This window comes from Brevibacterium picturae (assembly GCF_030453725.1).
GTDB classification, from domain to species: Bacteria; Actinomycetota; Actinomycetes; order Actinomycetales; family Brevibacteriaceae; genus Brevibacterium; species Brevibacterium sandarakinum_A.
In genome coordinates this window covers 12,038-33,337 of record NZ_JAKDJU010000017.1, presented here as the reverse complement: position 1 = coordinate 33,337, position 21,300 = coordinate 12,038, and the positions used below count along the sequence as shown (strand labels likewise).

The 21,300-nt window shown below is 61.9% G+C and carries 17 protein-coding genes and 1 pseudogene; 8 read left to right on the top strand and 10 right to left on the bottom strand.

Annotation, left to right across the window (positions count from 1 at the left end):
• Positions 1-585: 585 nt before the first annotated feature.
• The 3 genes and pseudogenes from L0G76_RS03535 to L0G76_RS16320 form a co-directional block, all read left to right on the top strand.
• A complete protein-coding gene (locus L0G76_RS03535) occupies positions 586-1,269 on the top strand; it encodes a hypothetical protein (protein WP_304355948.1) in 684 nt (227 codons plus the stop codon).
• A 33-nt stretch (positions 1,270-1,302) separates the two neighbouring features.
• A complete protein-coding gene (locus L0G76_RS03530) occupies positions 1,303-1,695 on the top strand; it encodes a hypothetical protein (protein ID WP_304355947.1) in 393 nt (130 codons plus the stop codon).
• A gap of 109 nt (positions 1,696-1,804) precedes the next feature.
• Positions 1,805-1,945, top strand: a pseudogene (locus tag L0G76_RS16320) (IS30 family transposase); the annotation flags it as partial.
• On the opposite strand, the gene L0G76_RS03525 reads toward L0G76_RS16320, so the two are convergent.
• The 7 genes from L0G76_RS03525 to L0G76_RS03495 form a co-directional block, all read right to left on the bottom strand.
• Positions 1,919-3,439 (bottom strand): sodium:solute symporter family protein, encoded by a 1,521-nt coding sequence (locus L0G76_RS03525; RefSeq protein WP_304355946.1) that lies wholly within the window; start codon positions 3,437-3,439, stop codon positions 1,919-1,921. The pseudogene L0G76_RS16320 and the gene L0G76_RS03525 overlap by 27 nt on opposite strands.
• On the bottom strand, positions 3,436-3,738 hold the full coding sequence (locus L0G76_RS03520; RefSeq protein ID WP_304355945.1) for a DUF3311 domain-containing protein: 303 nt from the start codon (positions 3,736-3,738) through the stop codon (positions 3,436-3,438). The genes L0G76_RS03525 and L0G76_RS03520 overlap by 4 nt, the downstream gene beginning before the upstream one ends.
• A 252-nt stretch (positions 3,739-3,990) precedes the next feature.
• A complete protein-coding gene (locus L0G76_RS03515) occupies positions 3,991-7,560 on the bottom strand; it encodes an SIR2 family protein (RefSeq protein ID WP_304355944.1) in 3,570 nt (1,189 codons plus the stop codon).
• A gap of 235 nt (positions 7,561-7,795) precedes the next feature.
• Positions 7,796-9,277: a dihydrolipoamide acetyltransferase family protein gene (locus L0G76_RS03510; RefSeq protein ID WP_304355943.1), complete on the bottom strand. Its 1,482-nt coding sequence runs from the start codon at positions 9,275-9,277 to the stop codon at positions 7,796-7,798.
• Positions 9,277-10,296 (bottom strand): alpha-ketoacid dehydrogenase subunit beta, encoded by a 1,020-nt coding sequence (locus tag L0G76_RS03505; RefSeq protein ID WP_304355942.1) that lies wholly within the window; start codon positions 10,294-10,296, stop codon positions 9,277-9,279. Before L0G76_RS03505 ends, L0G76_RS03510 begins: the two co-directional genes overlap by 1 nt.
• Positions 10,293-11,399: a pyruvate dehydrogenase (acetyl-transferring) E1 component subunit alpha gene (gene pdhA / locus L0G76_RS03500; RefSeq protein WP_304355941.1), complete on the bottom strand. Its 1,107-nt coding sequence runs from the start codon at positions 11,397-11,399 to the stop codon at positions 10,293-10,295. Before pdhA ends, L0G76_RS03505 begins: the two co-directional genes overlap by 4 nt.
• 129 nt (positions 11,400-11,528) lie before the next feature.
• A complete protein-coding gene (locus L0G76_RS03495; protein ID WP_304355940.1) occupies positions 11,529-12,023 on the bottom strand; it encodes a YqeB family protein in 495 nt (164 codons plus the stop codon).
• A 148-nt stretch (positions 12,024-12,171) separates the two neighbouring features.
• Here L0G76_RS03495 and L0G76_RS03490 point away from each other — a divergent pair, with 148 nt between their 5' ends.
• Positions 12,172-12,819 carry a TetR/AcrR family transcriptional regulator gene (locus L0G76_RS03490; protein WP_304355939.1) on the top strand — a complete coding sequence of 216 codons (648 nt, stop codon included), beginning with the start codon at positions 12,172-12,174 and terminating at the stop codon, positions 12,817-12,819.
• Between the two features lie 60 nt (positions 12,820-12,879).
• Here L0G76_RS03490 and L0G76_RS03485 read toward each other — a convergent pair whose 3' ends face one another.
• Positions 12,880-13,338 carry an Lrp/AsnC family transcriptional regulator gene (locus L0G76_RS03485; RefSeq protein ID WP_092104884.1) on the bottom strand — a complete coding sequence of 153 codons (459 nt, stop codon included), beginning with the start codon at positions 13,336-13,338 and terminating at the stop codon, positions 12,880-12,882.
• Positions 13,339-13,681: 343 nt separating this feature from the next.
• Between L0G76_RS03485 and L0G76_RS03480 the strand changes: the two genes are divergently transcribed.
• Genes L0G76_RS03480 through L0G76_RS03470 form a run of 3 tightly spaced genes read left to right on the top strand, consistent with a single transcriptional unit; the run spans position 13,682 to position 18,046 of the window.
• Entirely contained in the window at positions 13,682-14,458 is a 777-nt protein-coding gene (locus tag L0G76_RS03480) for an electron transfer flavoprotein subunit beta/FixA family protein (protein ID WP_304355938.1), read from the top strand.
• 11 nt (positions 14,459-14,469) lie between these two features.
• Positions 14,470-15,456, top strand: coding sequence for an electron transfer flavoprotein subunit alpha/FixB family protein (locus tag L0G76_RS03475; protein WP_092104880.1), 987 nt, complete (start codon positions 14,470-14,472; stop codon positions 15,454-15,456).
• A gap of 1 nt (position 15,457) precedes the next feature.
• A complete protein-coding gene (locus L0G76_RS03470) occupies positions 15,458-18,046 on the top strand; it encodes a cytochrome b/b6 domain-containing protein (RefSeq protein WP_304355937.1) in 2,589 nt (862 codons plus the stop codon).
• Positions 18,047-18,155: 109 nt separating this feature from the next.
• Here the strand turns inward: L0G76_RS03470 and L0G76_RS03465 are convergent, their stop codons facing one another.
• Together L0G76_RS03465 and L0G76_RS03460 are read right to left on the bottom strand one after the other, a co-directional pair.
• Complete coding sequence (locus L0G76_RS03465) at positions 18,156-18,893, bottom strand: mycothiol-dependent nitroreductase Rv2466c family protein (RefSeq protein WP_304355936.1); 738 nt, start codon at positions 18,891-18,893, stop codon at positions 18,156-18,158.
• 79 nt (positions 18,894-18,972) lie between these two features.
• Positions 18,973-19,656: a haloacid dehalogenase type II gene (locus L0G76_RS03460; RefSeq protein WP_304355935.1), complete on the bottom strand. Its 684-nt coding sequence runs from the start codon at positions 19,654-19,656 to the stop codon at positions 18,973-18,975.
• Between the two features lie 302 nt (positions 19,657-19,958).
• Here L0G76_RS03460 and L0G76_RS03455 point away from each other — a divergent pair, with 302 nt between their 5' ends.
• The gene (locus L0G76_RS03455) at positions 19,959-21,272 is read left to right on the top strand and encodes an MFS transporter (RefSeq protein WP_304355934.1); all 1,314 of its coding nucleotides are present in this window, start codon (positions 19,959-19,961) and stop codon (positions 21,270-21,272) included.
• The last annotated feature ends 28 nt before the right edge of the window (positions 21,273-21,300 follow it).

Sequence of the window (21,300 nt, the reverse complement as noted above, 5' to 3'; positions counted from 1 at the left end):
CGAGCCTTGAGTTCGTCGGTGTATTTCACTGGCACGAGAGAATCTCCTTCTTCCAATCTCCCTGCCTCTATTATCCCCGGAACGATTCATCCCTCTGCACTGTTCGGTCTCTGTGGTGTCTCATACTCAAGGTGTGTGCGGCAATGTGGGCAGTTGGTCACCCCATTGCTTATGGTTGTGCGAATGGCTTCAGCTCTTAGCCGTCTCCACTTTGCCTGTCCCCGTGCGTGAGGTTGTCATGCCTCACCGCTTGTCACGCCTCGCTCAGTTGTCTCCGTCATCTGAGATACATCTCTCTAGCCTACTGCAACGCGAAAATTCCGGAACCGCTTGAAACCGCCCTGGCGTCGCAGAGCTTTGATGAAAGCGTCATTGCTGCAACGAAAATGATACTGACTGAAGCCATGCGGCAACTCTTCTCGAACGGGTTGCAGCCGGGTAATCAGTGCTGGCGGGACAGCACGAGTTGCTATTCCGAACCGCGTCGAGATGTCTCATCTAGATCACACCTTTGTAACAGGCCGTTCTGGAGCCGCCGTCATTGCTAGCGTTATAAGTGCAAGACGGCTGTAAGGAAAGGAAATCATGAAACTCGCAACGCTAAAGCCGAACATCGCAACAGTTTTTGTAGCACTGATTGCGTTTGTTGCTCTTATTGCGGCAACAATGTTAGCGTCACCAGGATACGCGACCGACAATACAGATGTTAAACGCATCAGTGCTTCTAAGTTCAAGCAACATAAACCTAGCTCCGATGAGTATAAACTTTTTGTTGAGTCGAATGACAAAGGTTCAATTAACGTTAACGTGGAGCCAGGCTCTGACCAGACGCTCGATGTGAGCGATAATGGCGACCTCGACTTCTTGTCCAAAGATGGGAAGAAAGAGTTTCAGCTGGACAATCTAGACGCCATCACCGACAAGTACCCCGAGGCGAAAGTAAGCGACTGGAAACTTACATCTAGTGGCGCGAGTGTGAAGATCACCGCCCCGTCAGACGTGCAATCATCGTTCGAAAAGGCAACTTCCTGTGACGAACCGAAGAGCGCCGGTGCTGAGGTCGCAGGCGCTCAGGCGAAGAAGCAGAGTTACGGGGATTGCATGCTTGAGGGAGGCGTGAAAGGCGGCGTTGCTGGTGCGATCGCAGGATGTGCAACTGGAGCCTTTGCCGCAGGTGTCGGATGTATTGCAGCGATCGTGCCGGGCGCATCGGGCGGCTACCTTAGCGGTCTAGCGATTGCCCTTTGGGACTGCAAGGATAAACTGTAATATAGGGTATTCCGCCCGATTGAAAGGTTGATCATGAACACGCAGTCAAAGAGCACCAACCTGGTACACGTTATAGGCTGCAGCGTATTCGTCGCCCTGAACGTATCCTTCGCGCTCTTTTATAATGCAATTGGACTCGGCGTTGGATGCCTGATTGTATTGGCCCTCATTTGGGCCGAAAAGAAAACCTCCATGATGGATGTGGTCAAAGCGACACGCACCGATCCGGCGACTGCAACAACATTCAAAATTGCGGGAATCATCGCAAGCCTCACGCTGTTGACCAATATTGTTTTAGTAATGGCAGTCGATTTCAACGCTTCGTTGATCATCGGTTCCGGATCATCCGGGCTGATTCTTGCGGCAATGTCAGCACTTGCCTATGTGCCGTTCTTCATCCAACGCAAACGAATAGCAAGCGCCTAATTGGCAATTTCAGTTCGTACCGGAGCCGACAGCGTCCACAAGCTGTCGGCTCCGGTACGATTCCCACTTTCGTTGAGGTACCCATCAGGCCTCCGCGAGCAAGGTAACGGGGTCGGGGTACCTCGACAAGGTCGCGGCCGAGCTCAACGCACGCCCCCGTAGGTGTCTCGGGTGGGCGACACCAGCCGAGGTACTCGATAAGCGGTTAACTGATCACGGTCAATCACCGGGTGTTGCAACGACAGTTTGAATCCTTCGCCCGCTCCGCCGCCGGAACCCAACGCGGGTCCGGCTTAGCGAGAGTGACAACCACGACGACGATGAGGTTGGCGGCGACGGCCCACAGGCCGCCGTTGATGCCCAGCAGCGGATCGTTGCCCGTGTAGTGCAGGGCCACCATGGTCACCGATCCGACGATGAGTCCGGCGGCAGCAGCCTGCTTGCTCATCCGCGGCCAATAGAGGGCGAGGAGCGCGGCGGGCACGACCTGTGCCAGACCTTCGTAACTGAGCACGGACAGCTCAACCAGTGCGTCGGGCATGAGCAGGCTCATCACCAGGGCAATCACACCGACGATGAGACACACCCACTGGGACAGTGTCTTCTGCCGCAGACCCCGCGCAGCCAGCTGGTCCTTCGTCATCGTCGCGGAGTTCTTCGGTCCAGACAGTCCTCCGCCGAGGACCGTGCGTCCCCACATCGAGCCGATCGAGAGCATGTACACGCTCATCGGCACGATGGCTGAGAGTGCACCGGCGACGCCGATGACAGCGACGAGCGGGGCCGGCAGCGAGTCGATGACCACGGAGAACAGCGCCAAGTCTGCATCCTTGAGAGCGGGAATGACGAAGAGCGCTGCCACACCGACCATCATCGGCACGAGAAGCAGCAGCTGGTACCAGGGCAGGATGATGGAGTTGCGGCGCAGAGTGTTCGCCGAGGTACCCGAGAGGTAACCAGCGATCGACGTGGGGAAGACGGTGATCGTGATCCCGTTGAGGATGATCGTCGAGATGAACCAGGCGCTTCCATACGTTCCCTCGCCCGCACCCGGGAAGGTCAGCCACTGTGACTTCTCGACCACGAGCCGGTCGAGCAGCGGGGCCAGACCGTCGAAGTAGTGCAACGGAACATAGATCGCGAGGAAGGCCACGGCGAGGATGACGAGCCCATCCTTGAGCGCACTGACCCAGGCGGAACCGCGCAGACCGGAGAAGAGGATGAACGCCTCGGCGACGATGAAGGAGATGATGGCGGCGACCTTGAGGTCGATGGCCCCGTAGCTCATGGCGTTGACGACGGCGCCCATGCCCTGAATCTGCAGCTGGATGTAGGGGACGATGAACACGGTCGCGAGCACGGCCACGAGGATCGCCAGACCTCGCGAGCGGAAACGGTGCTCAACGATGTCGGAGAGGCTGACGAGTTTGTGCCTGGCCGCATAGGTCCAGAACAGCGGTCCGACGAGGTAGGCGACAACGAGCCCGACGCTGAGGTAGCCGATGAGGTAGAGGATCGGCACACCGTAGGAATACGACCAGCCGGCGGTGCCGAGGAACGAGAACGAGGTATAGGTCTCGCCCGCCATGAGGAGGAGGATGAAGATGAATCCGAGGCCGCGTCCGGAGACCGACCATTCGTCGAGGGACTTCTCCCGCCCGCGGCCCGACCAGATGCCGATGCCTATGGTCGCGAGCATGGCAATGCCGAAGATGATGCAGGCGATGATCGCTGAAGAGCTCATTTCTCGGTCTCCTCGATCGGGTAGTCCTCACCGAAGGCGATATCGGCCGGGACATATTCGGCCTTGTTGCCGCGGTAGTAATGATCGCCGCGGGCAGCCATCCACACGAAGAACCACGTGAGTATCGTGACGATGATCGTGTAGGTGAGGATGAACGGCATCCCGAAGATGCGTGGCTCGATCGAATTCGCGACGAAGGGCGTCAGGAGGTAGCCCACGACGGGAACGATGAGGAGCAGCAATGAGTACCGCCGCCGAGGTGGCCTCGACGGCGGTGGTGAATCGTGAACTCCCGACATGCGCAACCTCTTCCTCTTCGAATGGACACCGCAGGTGAGCGGCCTGCGTCAGGCTAGTGGTGCGTGTCACGGAAGGTGGAGATCAGTCCGAAATGTGGAATCGGCGGGCCGCCTCTCGCAGAATTTTTGATCTATATGAAGCTCCCGGCGGCTGGCTACTGTGCGCGACGAAATTGTGGATACTTGTCCGGCCGATGAGCGAGTTGACGAGCTGGATCGTTAGTGTAAATGAAATGCTAATTGGAGACGTGCTCATTCTGAAGAACTGATAATTCCCTTTTCGGTAGCCGCTTCTACGAGTGGCTGGGCGATGGTATCCCCGACCGTCTCTCGAAACTTCTCGACCATTTTCCGCACGCGGTAGCGAGTCATCGAGTTGGAGCTGGCTTCGCTCCAGACGCGCTCAGCGAGGAAGGCAATTAGTTCAGGGCCGTGGTTGGCGACGACGTTAGGCGGAAATTCCCGGGTAATGAGCTGTTCGCCGAAACCGATACCGCGTCCGCTAAGAAGTGTGGCGGCGGACGGAACGAACTTACCAACGAAGGGCACGGCGTCGGCCCAACGGGCGAGCTCCTCAGCAGAGGCGATTCGCGGTTTTCCGCTAAGGCGACGCTCAAGATGGCTGCCAAGCCACTTGCGCCAAACCTCGGTGCCGTCAACGCCATCTTCACGTAGGAAACGGACTACTACTTCTGCGAAATTGACGGCATGAGACCCGTCGGATGCGAGGACGGCCTGATCAAGCAAGCGTCTTCGGTCAGCACTGGTGATACCTGCGTATGACACTACGGAAGTGACGAATTGCAGGAAAACACGTTTCAGGGACTGGTCTGCTAGCTCGTCGAGACGATCGAATTCACCGACCAAGCTGTCGAACAGGCCGGTTGCGAGAATTCGATCATTCCACCTGGCACGGTGCAGGAAAGGGGTCCAACCAAAGGCGTGGCGCTCCGGGTCACTAAAGATCGGAAGCAGGTGTGCTGCCGCGAAGTCTGCATCTGCGGCGAAATAGAAGAACAGCTCTCCGGCAACCGCAGGCTGAGTTGCATCCAGCGCATCCTTGTCGGTGTTTAGTAGCGCTACGAGGGCATGGGACTCTTCTTCACTGAGTCCAGCCCAGCCTTCTCGTGAGTGGCGCCAGCGACGATCGACTTCGATATTCCAATACTGGGCCAAGAAACCCGGCCACGAGTTGAGGTACAGCGGCGCCATCGATAAGGGATTTGAGTCTTTCCGATGAACAAATTCTGCGCCGTGGTCGCCCCAGGCGGCTCTCGCCAGTGCTCGCATGGATGCGAGCACTGGCGATTCATCCTCATCGATCTGCAAGCGGATCTGATCGAGTAGGAAACGTCCAATTGCGTAGGTGGAATCCTTGTCCGGCAATAGTTTGTTGAGGCGTTCTACGGCACCGAGAGCTGCTTCCCCGAGATCGGCTTTCCCCCACCCCTCGGCGATCGCACGCCACATATCGCCGTGCTTATCGTCAGGGGCGTCCCGGCCGTTAATTGCGTCCCAAAGTAGCTCGCCAAGGTCTGGGCGTCGCTCAGCGGCCTGCTGCAGGAGTCGGAGCGCGTCTCGCCACTCGGGCTGATCGAAGTGGTGTCCGGAGTAATCATGCGATAGTAGATCATCGAGTGCAGTTCCCACGTGCCTATCGAGCGCTTGAATAAATTCCTCAATATCTATTGGCGGTTTCCCGTCCCAGGTTCCACTAGTCATCCAACTATCGAGGTCAGGGTGCTCGCGCACGTCGAATCCGGGATTCTCCGCCTGGATCACCGTGAATGCAGTTTGCGCTTCGGCCCAGTCAGGGGCGGCCCGCGTCAACCACGCGAGCAAGTTGTACTTTGCGTATGCCAAATGTTGGTCACGATCAGGAAAGTCTTTGGGGTAGTCGGGTGCGACAAATGCGGCTTCGAGGACTCGTTGCTTGGCTGGCGGCGATGCAGTGTCGACTGTTGCAGCAAGAAGCTTATATATCTCATGTTTCAAAGTGCCAGCAAAAAGCCCGGTGCGGTTGAGGAGCCATGACAGTTTTTGATCCGCAGTCAGTGCAGGATCGGTGGTTACTAGATACAGAGCCAGCCGCTGAAGTATTGCGCGCTCCAGATTCCACCATCGATCAGGTAGATTCGGCATTGCAGGCAGTGCTTTGATCCCATAATCTCTGAGGCCGTCAATGAGTGCATCGAGAGGCTCTCGAAGCTCATCCTGGGAGTGCGGTTCGACCGCTGAACGGTGACGGCTTAGCGAGTCCCAGTCTCGCTCGCCGTGATACGCATCGAGCAAGTCGTAGGCCGCGACAGCGGCGTCCTCCATAGCACTGGCCAAAGAAAGGTCTCCAGGGTCAGATACTTGCACTACGAGCTGTATCGTTTGCGTCAGCGTCTCTTCCTCCGAGTGCCAGGTTACCTTCGCATCGGGATGAATAGTGCGCTCGGTGTAATCATCGACGAACCACCGACGCTCTAACTTGAGGTATGGACGCAGCGCCATACGCAGCACCGCCATACTGGGTAAAGACGCATCAGAAGATGGCATCATCAGGAAGTGGTTTTCGACTGGAGTAGACCACTCGTAAATCGAGGTTGCGAGGACCACTTGCCACCGTCTTCCAGCGGCGGTATCACGTTTGATTAGGTCATTTGTGATCCAGGTGGCAGTTCGGTGTAGCGAGGCCGTCATCGACTGTCCGAGTCGTTGTAGGGTCTGGAGCGCTGCACCGTTGAGCGTTTCTGAGGCGATAAACGTCTGTGCAAACCAGTCTCCCAGGACTGCGGTCGCGTTTGGCACATCTGTGGGCGAAAATAAGGTTTTGAATTCAGGAATGTCCTCCAGCCACGTAAGCCACTCAAGTTTGGCATCGTCGGGAAGCAATCGAGTTGCATTCGCGAAGTCGGTGGCGCCCTCGTGAAGCTGGATACGAGAGTGGAGGTAATCACGCTCGGGCAGTGGCAGTGCGGTTCCGCCAGCTATGATCGTTTGCACACGAGACCTGTGGTCGGTTTGGCCCATCGTGGATCGGCTCGCCCACGCGGTGAGCGCAGCCACGAGCGTTTGATGATCATGTGCAACTACAGGGTAGGCAATCGGCTCAATCCCTAGGTAGTCCCACTTGGCGTTCGAAGGATCGTCCGTGAAAGCGAACCGTTTGGAATCCGTGGTCTTGGCGTTCGATGGCAACCCGAGCGCTAGGTATCGCATGATCACGTCATCGTGGCTGTAACCGATAAAGACCACGGTGAATCGATCGAACATAGGTAGGAGGAAACGTGCTGCCCATGCGTCGGTAATGTATGCATGGCCAAAGTCTCGGTCGGTGAGGATCATCTCCTCTTTCGGGCGCCGTATCGATCCGTGGAGGTGAACAAGTCCAGTGAAGTCTCGTCCGAGTGGTAACGCCGGAGAGTACCAGGTGTTCGGGATCGCAATAGATCTACTAACTGCAGCAGAAACAAGATGATCATCGTAGTTGGTTGTGACGACGCGGAACGTGCCTGCGATCCCAGCGAGGTCGACAATCGCACTATGTAGCGGATTGAATCTCGATTTCGGATTGGAAATCAGGGTATGTGCGTGCTCATGAGCGTCAAATCCCTGGGGCAATGACTCCAGCTGTCCAATGAAAAAGTCCAGTCCGCCGCGTCTCGAGAATGGATGCGACGCCATTCGAGCCAGCCTCTTCGCGAGGTTTTCAAATAGTGGAAGGTTCGAAGGTTTGCTTAGAGATGCCCCAGCTCCTACAAAAAACACGAGTTCGCCACGTTCGTGGGCGTCGAGGATTTCGTCGGGAAGCTCGACGTCGCTGGTTATCCACACTTGGCCAAAACCTTCCTGCCGCTATCTAATGCGTTCAGCGACGCCCCGTCCTCGTCAGAAGGTCTGTGCGAACCCTTGCCGAGCTCTCTTCTAGAGTCGCTTTGAAAACGATCTTATCTGGATCGACATACTTCGCTCCCTTGAATGCTCAATTGAATTGCATGTTCCAAGAGGCCCATTCTAGGACTTGCGAGTGATAGCGCTCGGTAGAACGGTATTACTTACCAAGACTGTGTCACAGCTCCGGCAGCAGCGAGATCGGGTTCTCGATGCAGTCCGCGACGAAGGTGAGGAACCGGCTCGGCTCGGCACCGTCGCATGCGCGGTGGTCGAAGACGAAGGACAAGAACATGACCTTGCGGACGGTGAGCTCGCCGTCGACGGCCCACGGGCGTTCCTTGATCCGTCCCAGGCCGAGCATCGCGACCTCTGGGAGGTTGATGATCGGGGCGGATCCGTCGACGCCGAACACGCCGTAGTTGTTGAGCGTGAAAGTTCCACCGGTCAGCTCCTGAGTGCTGAACTTGCCGGTCGGTGCCTTTCCGACGGTCTCGGACACGGAATCGCGCAGCGCTCGCAGGCCCATCTGGTCGGCGCCGTGGACGACGGGAACCATGAGGCCCCGCGGCGTCTGGGCGGCCAGGCCGAGGTTGATGTCGCCGTGGGTGACGATCTCGTTCGCCTCGGTGTCGATAGAGGAGTTGATGATCGGGTACTTCTTCAACCCCGCGACAACGAAGCGGGCCACAAGCGAGAGCAGCGAGTATTTCTCTCCGGTCCTCGCCTCAAGGGCCCGTTTCGTGTTCAGCAGCTCGGTGGCGTCGACGTCGAGCCAGATCGTCGCCTCGGGAATCTCCTGCCGCGATTTCGTCAGCCGCTCGGACACGACCTTGCGCAGCCCCGTGATCGGAGTCCTGGTGTCGCGGTTGCCTGCGTCAACAGAAGCCGCGGCTGCTTCCCCCGCCGAGGTGGTGCCCGGAAGGTCGTCGGTGCCTGTCCGAGTCGTGTTCGACGTCCCCGCGGGGACGCTTGCCGTGCGCGCGGAGGTGATACCGGGGCCCGAGGCTATCGCTGAGAGCACATCGGCGCGGGTGACGACCCCGCTGGGTCCGGTGCCGGGCAGGTGTTTGGCGCTGATCCCGTGGTCTTTCGCGAGCTTGCGCACGATCGGTGACGACACGGGAGAGACTCCGGTGTCCGAAGCCGTCGTGGATGCAGCCTCGGGTGCCGGGGGAGTGGCGGCCGATGGCTGCGGGGAGACCTGTTCGGTGGGGGCCGGTCGCGCAGCGGTCGGTGGCTCGCTCTGAGCCCCGAAGGACCGCTTCTTCGTCGATCGGGCCTTCGGCTCGGAAGTTCCATAGCCGATGAGGTTCGCACCGCCACCGGCGGAATCGTCGTCCAGGTTCGACTTCGCGTCCGCACTCGAACCAGCACCTGCCTCGGCGACGGAGAGCAGGGCCTGACCTGCCGACACGGTGTCACCGGCGTTCGCATGCAGCACCTCGATCCGCCCCGCGAACGGGCACGGCAGTTCGACGACGGACTTGGCGGATTCGACCTCGACGACCATCTGATCGACGTGAACCTCGTCGCCGACGTCGACGAGCCAGCTGATGAGCTCGGCTTCTGTCAGTCCTTCACCCAGGTCGGGGAGGATGAAGTCGCGCACGGCCGTCGTGGAGCCGGCAGTCCCGGTCACACTCGTCTCGGCACTCATCACAGCTCCCAATCCCAGGATTCGAAGGCGTCGAGAACGCGTTCGGCGGTGGGCAAGTAGTACTCCTCGAGCTTCGGGGACGGGTAGGGCACGTCGAAGCCGGTGATCCGCAGGACCGGGGCCGACAGGTGGGTGAAGTTGGCCTCTGTGACGCGGGCGGCCACCTCGGCGCCGTAGCCGCCGAACTGGGCGGCCTCGTGGATGATCGCTGCACGGGACGTTTTGCGCACGGAAGTCGACACAGTCGCGTCGTCGAAGGGCGACAGGGTCCGCAGGTCGATGACCTCGATCGACAGTCCGTGGTCGGCACCTTCTTCGGCCGCGGACAGAGCCGTGCGCACGGTGGGCCCATAGGCCAGCAGTGTCACGTCGCTGCCCTCGCGCACGACCTGCGCCTGGTCCATCGCGGCGGTCTGCACGGGCAGGCGCAGCTCGTCCTTCATCCAGTAACGGGACTTCGGCTCCATGAAGATCACGGGATCGTCGGAGTCGACCGATTCGCGCAGGAGGGAGTAGGCGTCGGCCGGGTTCGACGGGGTGACGACGGTCAGGCCGGCTGTCGACGTCCAGTAGGCCTCAGAGGAGTCCGAGTGGTGTTCGACGCCGCCGATATCACCGGCATACGGAATCCGGATCGTGATCGGCAGGCTCACGCGGCCCTTCGTGCGATTGCGCATCTTCGCGACATGGGACACGATCTGCTCGAACGCGGGGTAGGCGTAGGCGTCGAACTGCATCTCGACGACCGGGCGCATCCCGGCCATCGCCATGCCGATCGCGGTGCCGACGATCCCCGACTCCGCGAGAGGGGAGTCCCAGACCCGTTCGGGTCCGAATTCCTTGCGCAGGCCTTCGGTGACACGGAAGACCCCACCGAGGCGACCGACGTCCTCACCGTAGACGAGGACGTTCTCGTCGGCGGCCAAGGAGTCGTGCAGGGCCTGGTTGAGCGCCTTCGTCATCGTCACGGAGACCGGCGCCGGAACCTCGTCTGCTGTGGTCATAGCGGTGACGGTCATGACTGAACCGCCGTTGCGAGCTCAGCCTCGAGAGTTTCCTGCTGCCGGGCGAGGCTGGCGCGAGGGTTTGCGTAGACGTGGGCGAAGAGTTCGGCCGGGTCGATCTCGGCCTCGGTGTTCATGGCATCGCGGACCGCCGTGGCGAGCACTTCTGCGCTGGCTGCGATGTCTTCTGCGCCGTCGTCGTCGAGGATACCGGCGGATCGCAGGTGCTTCTCGAGACGGTCGATGGGGTCGAACTGCTTCCAGTGCTCGACCTCTTCTGAGTCGCGGTACTTCGTGGGGTCGTCGGAGTTCGTGTGCGACTCCATCCGATAGGTCAGGCACTCGATGAGGGTGGGGCCCTCGCCGTCCCGGCCGCGTTCGAGTGCCGCAGTCACGGCGGCGAATACGGCCGCAATGTCGTTGCCGTCGACGCGGATGCCGGGCATGCCGTAGCCGGCGGCACGGTCGGCGAGCATCGTGGCGTTCGACTGCTCCCGCAGCGGGGTCGAGATCGCGTACTGGTTGTTCTGCAGCACGAAGACGGTGGGAGTCTGCCACACCGAGGCGAAGTTGAAGGCTTCGTGGGTGTCGCCCTCACTGCTGGCGCCGTCGCCGAGGAAGGTCAGAGTGCAGGCGTCGGTGCCCTTGAGCTTGGCTGCCATGGCGAAGCCGGTCGCATGCAGGGTCTGTGTGGCCAGCGGTGTCGCCGCAGGTGAGGTGTGGTACTCGTTCGGATCGAACCCGCAGTGCCAGTCGCCGCGGAAGGCGGAGAGGATCTCGGTCACGGGCACGCCGCGGGTCAGCAGTGAGGCGGTGTCGCGGTAGGTGGGGAAGAGCCAGTCGCCCGGTGCCAGTGCGGTGGTGGCACCGACCTCGATGGCTTCCTGGCCGGCGGCGGACGGGTAGGTTGCCAGGCGCCCCTGCTTGGTCAGGTGGGTGACCTGAGCCTCGAAGCGCCGGACCTGCACCATCTTCTGGTACAGACCGAGCAGCGTGCGATCGCTCGGGATGCTTAAGCCCTCGGTAGGGGCATCGGTGGGCTGACCGTCTGCACCGATGAAGCTGACAGGCTGCAGCTGGGGCAGTGAGCGGCGAGAGGTGGGAACGTCAATGGTCATGGCCCCATGGTGGCGTGACCCGAGTCACCGATCCAGGGTCTGCGAACAGGTTCGGACGGGGCGTGCGTTTGCGTCGTGAAGAGCGGACGAAAGGGCCGTTTCGTGCAGGTCGGGCGGACGTTTGGCCGCTCAGATCTCGCCCCAGCGGTATCCGCGCGAGGTGAACGCCGCGGCGACCCTGTCCTTCTTGCCTTCGACGTCTCCCTTGTACGCCTGGTGCCCGCCTTCGGTGAGGATGGTCAGCTTGCCGCCGTCGAAATAGGCGGTGGAGTATGCGGCTCGGGAGATCCGCAGCGGATGGTCATCGGCCCTGCCGACGAGGATCCGGTCGTCGTCGACACTCAGGGGAGTGGTGGAAGCGCTGATGACGAAGGTCGCGATTGCTCCGAGAACCCCACCGATGATCGGACGGGCGATGACCACCCAGGCCTGATCGAACTTGCTGAGCTTCTCGACGACTTCCCCGAAGGGAATCGGAAACCGCGCTGCGAAGGCGCCCACTGCAGGGAGGAAGAATCCGAGGGCGACTCCGATGCCGACGCAGACGAGGCCGATGACGAGAATGTCGGCTCGGCTGAGCGCGAAGACGTCGGCGGTCGAGCGGTCGTTGTCGGCGCGTGTCATGGTCTCTCCCTGCTGTGGCAATCATCATTCCTCGCCGTCGTGATGGAACACTAGTGTAACAAAGTGGAACAATTCTGTTCCATGAGAGAGAATCGAGACAGATCGACCGGATCGGAGTCGACATCTCAGAACGAAGGGTGGGGCGCGGATGACGAAGGGGATGGGGCGGCTGGGCAAGGAGGCCCTGGTCAGGGAAGCGATGGCGATCCTCGCCGCGAATGCGACGGCCTCGATGTCGGATGTGGCGTCCGAACTCGGTGTCGGCAGGACCACTCTGTACCGTCATTTCGGGGACAGGGAAGCGATGATCGCCGAGGTGGCCCGCCTCGGCGCCCGAATGTTCGGTGACGCACTGATGAGCGCTCGTCCTGCAAGCGGGCCCGGGCTCGATGCCGTCGAGCGGGTGTGTGCCCAACTGTTCACGGTTCCCGACGCGCTCACACTCATGTTCGCCGACGAGCCCATCATCACCGACGATGTCTTCGCCGAGGTGGAACGTGAGCGCAGGGCCGAGGCGGAGAGTGAACCCGACGCTGCGCCAGGTTCAGCAGACGATGGCGACGTCCTCGAGGCAGTCATCGCCAGGGGGCAGTCCGATGGATCCATCACCACCGAGGTGCCCGTCGTGTGGGCTGCGATGTACGTCTTTCTGACGATCGGCTCGGGGCACCTCTTCAGCGTCACGTCAGGTGAGACCGGACCGGATGGGAGGGCGCGCGCATTGGCGCTGACGGTCCGGGCCGTGAGGAAGACGCTCGGGTCAGAGAGGGCGATCAGGGAATACCGGAAGGACTGAGTCGGAGAATCAACGTCTTCGACGATTCGGCGTCGTCAACGAATGAGCGCGGTCGACGATTCAGTGACCTGAGCCCGGACGGTGTCCTTCTGCCTCATCGAGGATGAGCAGCGAACGCGACGACACCACCCCTGGGACTTCGTGGATCCGGCGCAGAATGACCTGCGACAGTGCGGTGTTGTCAGGGGCGTTGACGGTCACCAGGGCGTCGATGTCACCGCTGACGGCCTGGACCTTCTCGACGAACGGAAGTTCGGCGAGCTCATCCCTGACCTTGGGCCAGGGTCGATCGCCGATCTTGACGACGACCACCGCGGTCACGGTCATTCCGAGGGCACTGCGGTCCACCTCGGCGGTGAATTTTCTGATCGCACCGGATTCGATCAGCGCGGAGAAGCGCTTGTGGGCCGCCGATCGGGAGATGTGCACCTGCTCGGCGAGCTGACGGACGCTCAGGCGCGAGTCGTCGACGAGGGCAGCGATGATGCTGCGGTCGATATCGTCGAGGTCGAATGCCACGAGGCGCTCCTTCAACGTTGATGCGGGCGGATCCGCCAGTCGTTTCCTGGTCACAGTCGGCGTCTCCAGTCTAAAGCCCGTTCTGTGACCTCGCTCATCATGCCTGGCTCAGTCTGCGATGACCTCGTGGACCGGGATGCGATCATGCTGCGACACCACAATTCTTTCGATCGTTCGTACAGTAAACGTGTTGCGTACGGCACACAGCACGTAAGATGATTCACTGAGTACTTCTCCGGGCTTCCTCGCGGACCCCGGGTGTCGAACGAAATTGCGCTGGCTGTAGATTATGAGACAGAAGTCTCACAGCAGCCGGAATTGCCCCATGGAATAGGAGTCATCCTTGAAGATCGCGGTGTTGGTCAAAGAGGTCCCGGACACATACGGGGATCGGAAACTGAATTTGGAGACCGGTTTGGCGGATCGTTCCGCCTCGGAAGCGGTCCTCGACGAAATCGGCGAGCGTGCGCTCGAAGTCGCTCTCTCCTATAAGGACGGCAGTGACGGCACCGAGGTGACCGTCATCTCGATGGCACCCGACACCGCGACCGCCACGATCCGCAAGGGCCTGGCCATGGGCGCGGACAATGCCGTGCACGTGAGTGATGAGGAGCTCCTCGGCGCCGACCTCGGGCTGACCTCGGAAGTTCTGGCAGCGGCCATCCGCCGCGGCGGCTTCGACCTCGTCATCACCGGCAACGTCTCCACCGACGGCAATGGCGGCATGATCCCGGCCATGCTCGGCGAGCACCTGGACTTCCCGCATGTGACCGGCCTGAGCGCGGTTGAGATCAGCGACGGCAAGGTAGCAGGCACCCGTGGGGTCGAGGGCGGCAAGCAGGAAGTCACTGCTGAACTTCCCGCCGTCATCTCCATCACCGAGGCGCTTCCCGAGGCCCGTTTCCCGAACTTCAAGGGCATCATGGCCGCGAAGAAGAAGCCGTTCGAGGTCATCGGCCTGTCCGACCTCGACATCGATGCCAATGACCAGTCCACTGCACGATCGATCATGGTCACGGTGGCCGAGAAGCCGCCGCGTGAAGCCGGAGAGAAGATCGTCGACGAAGGAAACGGTGGAGCAGAGCTCGCCGAATTCCTCATCAAGAACCGCCTGGCCTAAGGAGAGTCGATATGTCCGAATTCCCACAAGACTCCATTCTCGCCGTCCTCACCGCCGATGCCGAAGGCCAGCTGGAGAAGCCGGCCGCTGAGCTCCTCGGCGGTGCTGGTGAGATCGGTACCCCCGTCGCACTGGTCCTCGCTCCTGCCGGCCAGGGCGAGTCTGCCGCCGAGCAGGCCGCATCCTTCGGTGCCGTCCAGACACTCATCGCCGAGGTTCCTGAGGGCAATTCCGCGCTCGGAACCTTCGCCGTCGACGCCCTGAGCGCCGCGAGCGACCTGGCCGCGCCCGATGCCATCCTCATCCCACACTCGATCGACGGTCGCGACATCGCCGGACGTTTCGGCGTCCGGTCCGGTTCGGCCGTGTCCGTCGATGCCCTCGGCGTCGAGCGTGACAGCGAAGGCATCGTGGCCAACCACTCCGTCTACGGCGGCGGCTACACCGCCTCGTCAGCACCGACCTTCGGTGCCCCCGTCATCACCATCCGCCAGGGATCCATCGAGACCCGCGGGGAAGCCCAGTCCGCGAACTCGCAGGCCCTCGAGGTTGCCGATTCCGGCAAGCGCTCGGCCCAGGTCGAGTCCTTCGAAGCCGTCGTCGAGACGTCTTCGCGTCCCGAGCTGCGTGGCGCCTCGAAGGTCGTCTCCGGTGGCCGTGGTGTGGGCTCGGAGGAGTCCTTCGAGCTCGTCGGCGAATTCGCCGATGTCCTCGGTGCCGCTCTCGGTGCCTCGCGTGCGGCCGTCGATGCCGGATACATCGCCCAGTCCCACCAGGTCGGACAGACCGGTGTCTCCGTGTCGCCGCAGCTCTACGTGGCACTCGGCATCTCCGGTGCGATCCAGCACAAGGCCGGCATGCAGACCTCGAAGACCATCGTTGCTGTGAACAAGGACGGCGAAGCGCCGATCTTCGACATCGCCGATTACGGCGTCGTCGGCGACCTGTTCAAGGTCGTGCCGCAGTCGATCGAGACCTTGAAAGAGAACAAGTCCTGATATGGCCACGTATTCCAGTTCGCTGCGCTCGGGCCTGCCCAGAGAGCCGGGCGGTGAGCCATGGCCCCCAGAGGGCGTCATCGGCGAGCCGCTCGAGCCGGGCACTTCCGCTGTCTCGGTTGAGTCGGCCGAGCCGGTATCCGCTGATTCCGGCGCCGAGGCGGTTGAGTCGGCAGACTCGGTCGAATCCGTAGACGCGGCCGAGCCGGTCGACACCGACCAGCCCGTTGCGGCCGAGTCGCCCGCCGAGGCTGAACAGCCGACCGCCGTCGAGGCCGACGCTGCCGGAGAGCTGGAGGAAGCCGATGAGTCCGGCTCACTCGGTGCCGGTGCGGCAGCCGGCGCGACCGGTGTCGCTGCCGGTGCAGCGGTTGGAACAGTGGCCGCCGCATCCGATTCGGACGCGGACTCAGGTGACGCTGCTGAACAGCCGTCTGAATCAACTTCTGCCCAGTCGTCCGCTCCTGCCGCCGAGGCGAGCAGCGAGGTTCCGCTGCGCCGTGGCCTGCCCCGCGTTGCCGGTGGCGAACCATGGCCGCCCGAGGGCCTCGCGCCTGCCGGTGTGAAAGCGCCATCGAATTCGGAAGCTGCTTCAGCAGCCCCCGAGGCCGAACCCGCAGCTCAGTCCGACTCTGACTCCTCGTCCGTTGCTCCGGCTGCTGCCGGTGCCGCAGGTGCGGGAGCTGCAGTCGCTGGTGCAGCTGTCGCGTCCAATGCCGACACTGAGCCCGCATCCCAAGCGTCCGCGGACGCTGAGCCGGCTGACTCCTCTGCGGCGGCTGAGACTGCCCCCGCCGGGGATGTTCCGCTGCGCCGCGGTCTGCCCCGCGTTGCCGGTGGCGACCCTTGGCCCCCAGAGGGCCTTGCCCCTGCAGGTGCGAAGGCCGCCTCGGCACCTTCGACTCCACCTGCAGGTGAGAGTGCTCCTGCGGCTGATGGTGCTGCGGGCTCGAGCACGTCCGCGGGTGGAGAAGCTCCAGCCGCAGATGATGCGTCCACGGATACCGACAAGTCATCGGCTGCTCCGGCCGCCGCTGCGACGGCCGGAGCCGCCGTTGCCGCTGTCGGCGCTGGTGCTGCTGCCGCCTCCGGGAAGAAGTCATCCGGCGAGCTCAGCGATACTCCTCTGCGACGAGGACTGCCTCGCGTGGCAGGCGGGGACCCATGGCCCCCAGAAGGATTCGCTCCTGCCTCGACCGATTCAGCTGCGGCCGAATCGAGCTCGACGGCTCCGGCTGCTGAAAGTGATTCGTCTGCTGAAGGTGATTCGTCTGTCGCCTCGGCTCCCGACGAGAAACCATCTGAGTCTTCCTCGGCTGCTCCAGCGGCAGCCGCAGGAGCAGCTGCCGTCGGTGCCGGTGCAGCCGGTGCCGCTGTCGCAGCCTCGAGCTCGGGCGACAAGTCCGCGCCTGACGAAAAGCCGGCGGCCACCTCGGCGGACCCGAAATCGACGAGATCCGGACTGTCCAAGTCGACGGGACCTGCTCAGAGGAAACCGATGGGCAAACCCGCCGCCAAGGCGACGGACAAGCCGACGGCGAAACCCGCAGCGAAACCGGCCGACAAACCTGCCGCGAAGACGAGCTCCGCACCTGCCAAAAAGGCTCCGGCCGCGAGCTCAGCGACCAAACCCTCGCCGGCGGCCGCCTCGGCGAAAGCATCGGGAACGGCCGCGAAGAAGGAACCGACCATGATCGGTTCGAAGTCCGTGGGCCAGTGGGCGAAGCTCGGTGGCCTGGGGCTCGGCGGACTCATCGTCGTTGCCGGCATCTTGGTCCTCGCGGCACGCGGGCTCACGACCCTGCCCGGTGTGCCGGAGTTCCTCGAGAGGTATCCGGGCGAGTACGCTCTGCCGGAGTTCGTCGATGACGGGTTCCCGGCGTGGGCGAGCTGGACGCACTTCCTCAACGTCTTCTTCATGGTCCTCATCATCCGCTCGGGTCTGCAGGTGAGATATCAGCAGAAGCCGCCGGCCTTCTACACCCCGAAGAAGGGTGGCAAGAAGATCAGCATCAACCTGTGGTTCCACACGGGCATCGATCTGTTCTGGCTGGCCAACGGCGTGGTCTTCGTCGTGCTGCTGTTCGCCTCCGGACATTGGGCGCGGATCGTGCCGACGAGCTGGGAGGTCTTCCCGAACGCCGTCTCGGCGATGCTGCAGTACGCGATGTTGGATTGGCCGACCGAACACGGGTGGGTCAACTACAACTCGCTCCAGCAGCTGATGTACTTCCTCGTTGTGTTCGTTGCGGCTCCGCTGGCTGCGATCACCGGTGTGCGGATGAGCGAATGGTGGCCGAAGGACGCTGCCAAGCTCAACAAGATCTACCCGGCACCGTTGGCTCGCGCGATTCACTTCCCGACGATGATCTTCTTCGTCGTGTTCATCATCATCCACGTGTTCCTCGTGTTCGCCACGGGCATGCGTCAGAACCTCAACCACATGTACGGGGGTTCGGATGATGTGAGCTGGGTCGGTTTCATCTGGTTCGTGGCCTCACTGGCGGTCATCGTCGGCGGCTGGTTCGCCGCCAGGCCGATGCTGTTGGCGCCGATCGCGAATATGTTCGGCCGCGTCAGCAGCCGCTAGCAGAATATGCGCTGCCGGAGAGACTCCGGGATGTGGCCGGAAGCGCCGGACGAGGAAGGCCCCTGCAGGACGAGAGCGTCCTGCAGGGGCCGAATCGCATACAGCCCGATCACTTCTTGTGCCGACGGCTGCCGCCATGCCAGTCCTCCTGCTGACCAGCGGAATCAGTGTCGACTCCGAAAGCAGCAAGCTGCGGTCGCTCCCGGAGACTTCGTTTGAGCTCCGAGAAGCCGGGAAAGCTTGCCAGTCCGACGACATGGTCCCAGAGTTCGACGGCCGAGTCCTCATCGGGCAGCCGACTGATCACCGGTCCGAAGAAAGCCACCCCTTCGGGCGGCGAGAAGTGGATGATCGGCGTGCCCACGTCCTTCCCTGTCAGCGCGAGAGCCTCATCCGTCTCCTGCTGGATCTCAGCGTCCCAGGTTTCGTCGTCGAGAGCCTGCGCCAATTCCACGGGCAAGCCAGCCTCGGCGAGGATCGGTTCCGCGAACTCCCGCGTCCCGCGCTCTTCACGCAACTCGCCTTCGGGTCGGTGGGTCGGCCAATCTGCCGCACCATCGAAGATGTGCCTCCCCATCGCCGCATACAAGGCACCCAAGGAGTCGCGGCCGTGTTCAGCTCGAGCCCGAGCTGCGACTCTCAGAAGTCGGAGTCCGGCCGTATGCCCCGCTTCGTATTCGGGTGGAAACTGCGCATCGTAGTCAACGTCGGCATTGATCAGACGCAATGAGATGAATCTCCAGTCCACGGTGTAGTCACGCTGTGCCTGCACCTGCCGCACCCATTTGCTCGTCATCCAGGCAAAAGGGCAGACCGGGTCGAAATAGAAGCGTATGTCGGCATTCATGCGGCCAACACTGGCACCGTGAGATGACCGGCGTCAATCCTTCGCCTGATGCTGGACAGGAGCTGGTCCTGACGTCGGCTCATGCGACCCTGGCTGCCAGGACGCACGAGAGATCGGTCAAGTCAGTGACGGTGTTGTCCGGTGGAGAGAAGCAGCTGGGGTAGGAAGCGCCCGAGCGGTTGAGCCAAGCCGTTTGAAGGCCTGCCCTTGCTGCACCGTGGATGTCCCAGGGATGGACGGCGACCAACATCATCTCCGAAGGGTCCGCGCTGCTCGTCCGTGCAGCATAGTGGTAAGCGGCCGGGGCAGGTTTCCACGCCGGTGCGTTTTCGACCGAGAGCAGAGACTCGAACGAATCGCCGATTTCAGCGCGTTCGAAGAGACTCGCAGCAATCGCGGTGGAACCGTTGGACAAGGTGATCAGCCGATACCCGGCCTGACACAGACCGCGGACTCCTTCGGGGACGTCAGGGTGCACACCCAGCGATGCCATGCCGACCATGATGTGCTCCACCGCCTGACTCCGGTTCCGGTCGAGGTCGACGCTGTTCAGCAAGCGGTGCAGCGCTTCGGCGCCCAACTCGGAGAACTCGACATTGTCGCCGGCCGCGGTCAGGGCAAAGCCGTCTCTGAGCAGGGTGGTGAACCAGAGTTCGGCCAGCGCCCCGGGTGCGCCGACCTCCTCGAAGAGCCCGGCCAATGGTGACATGTCCGAAATGGTTTCGTTCACGTCGAAGACGATGATTGATGGGCGGGTGCTCACAACGCTCTCCTTCACAGCACGGGGACGATTTCAGTGAACCCATTCTGCCCGAACCTGGGGATGCGGAACAGGCACCGTGCACAAGAGTCGGTTCGGTCGGACCCGGCGCCCGAGAACCCGGGTGGACCCAGCTCGCTCGACCGGTCGAGCGTTTTTCTTATGAGACACCCTTGACCCCGTCAATCTCGACCCCTAGTGTTTATGCAACAGGGTTGCAATGGCTGCAACTTACTCATATCAGTCACGATGATGGAGAAGACAACGATGTCGATATTCGCTCCCATGAGATCGGCGGTGTGACCATGACTCAGATCTCGGCTCCCGCCACGTCCCCCTCGGTCAAACAGAAACGTGTCCTGCGCCGTGTCATCTCGGCGAGCTTCATCGGCAACTTCGTCGAGTGGTTCGACTACGGCGTCTACGGATACTTCGCGGCCACGATCGCACTTGTCTTCTTCCCCGCCTCCGAGGGCAACATCGCCCTGCTCTCCACCTTCGCGGTCTTCGCGGTGTCCTTCGTCGTCCGTCCGATCGGCGGGTTCATCTGGGGACACATCGGCGACAAGATCGGTCGTCGATCGGCGCTGTCCGTGTCGATCCTCATCATGTCGGTCTCGACCTTCGCCATCGGCCTGCTGCCCAGCTACGCCATGGTCGGTCTGTTCGCGCCGCTCCTGCTCCTGCTCGTCCGCCTCGTCCAGGGATTCTCTGCGGCTGGCGAATATGCGGGCGCCTCGGCATTCCTCGTCGAATACGCACCCCCGGGTCGGCGTGGTCTCTATGGGGCAGTGGTTCCGGCCAGCACCGCTTCCGGGCTCCTGCTGGGTTCCGTACTCGCTGCGGTCCTGACCTCGGTGCTCACCGACGCGCAGTTGGAGACCTGGGGTTGGCGGCTGCCGTTCTTCCTTGCGGCTCCCATGGGTCTCATCGGCCGCTATATCCGCACGCGACTCGAAGACACCCCGGCCTTCCGCGAGCTGGCCCAGGAGGACGAAGTCATCAAGGCACCGGTCTTCGCAATGTTCCGCGACCATTGGCGTCCGCTCGTCATCGCCATGTGTGCGGTTCTGCTCAATGCGGTCGGTTTCTACGTGGTGCTCACTTATATGCCCACCTACCTCACGACGGAATTGGGGTACGGTGCCACCGAATCCTTCGTCGCCACGACGATCGCACTCCTGACGTACATCGGCTTCATTCTGTTGACAGGGCTGGCCTCGGACCGGTTCGGGCGCAAGCGGATGCTCTTCATCGCCTCCATCGTCTTCATCATCTTCACGGTCCCGGCGTTCATGCTTCTCGGCTCCGGCAGCTTCACCGTCGTCGTCCTCGTCCAGATCGCACTGGGCGGCATGCTCACCCTCAACGACGGGACGCTGCCGACCTTCCTCGCCGAGATGTTCCCGACGAGGATCCGCTACAGCGGATTCGCCGTCAGCTTCAACCTCTCGAACTCCCTCTTCGGCGGCACAGCACCGTTCATGGCCACTTTGCTCATCAGCATGACGAATTCGGCGCTGGCGCCCGGCTGGTATCTCATGGCTGCCGCCGTCGTCTGCCTGGGCGCGGTCCTCTGTGCCAAGGAAACCTTCCACAAACCTCTGCGCGACGTCTGATCGCGCAGACGCACTCCTCCCGGCTCAC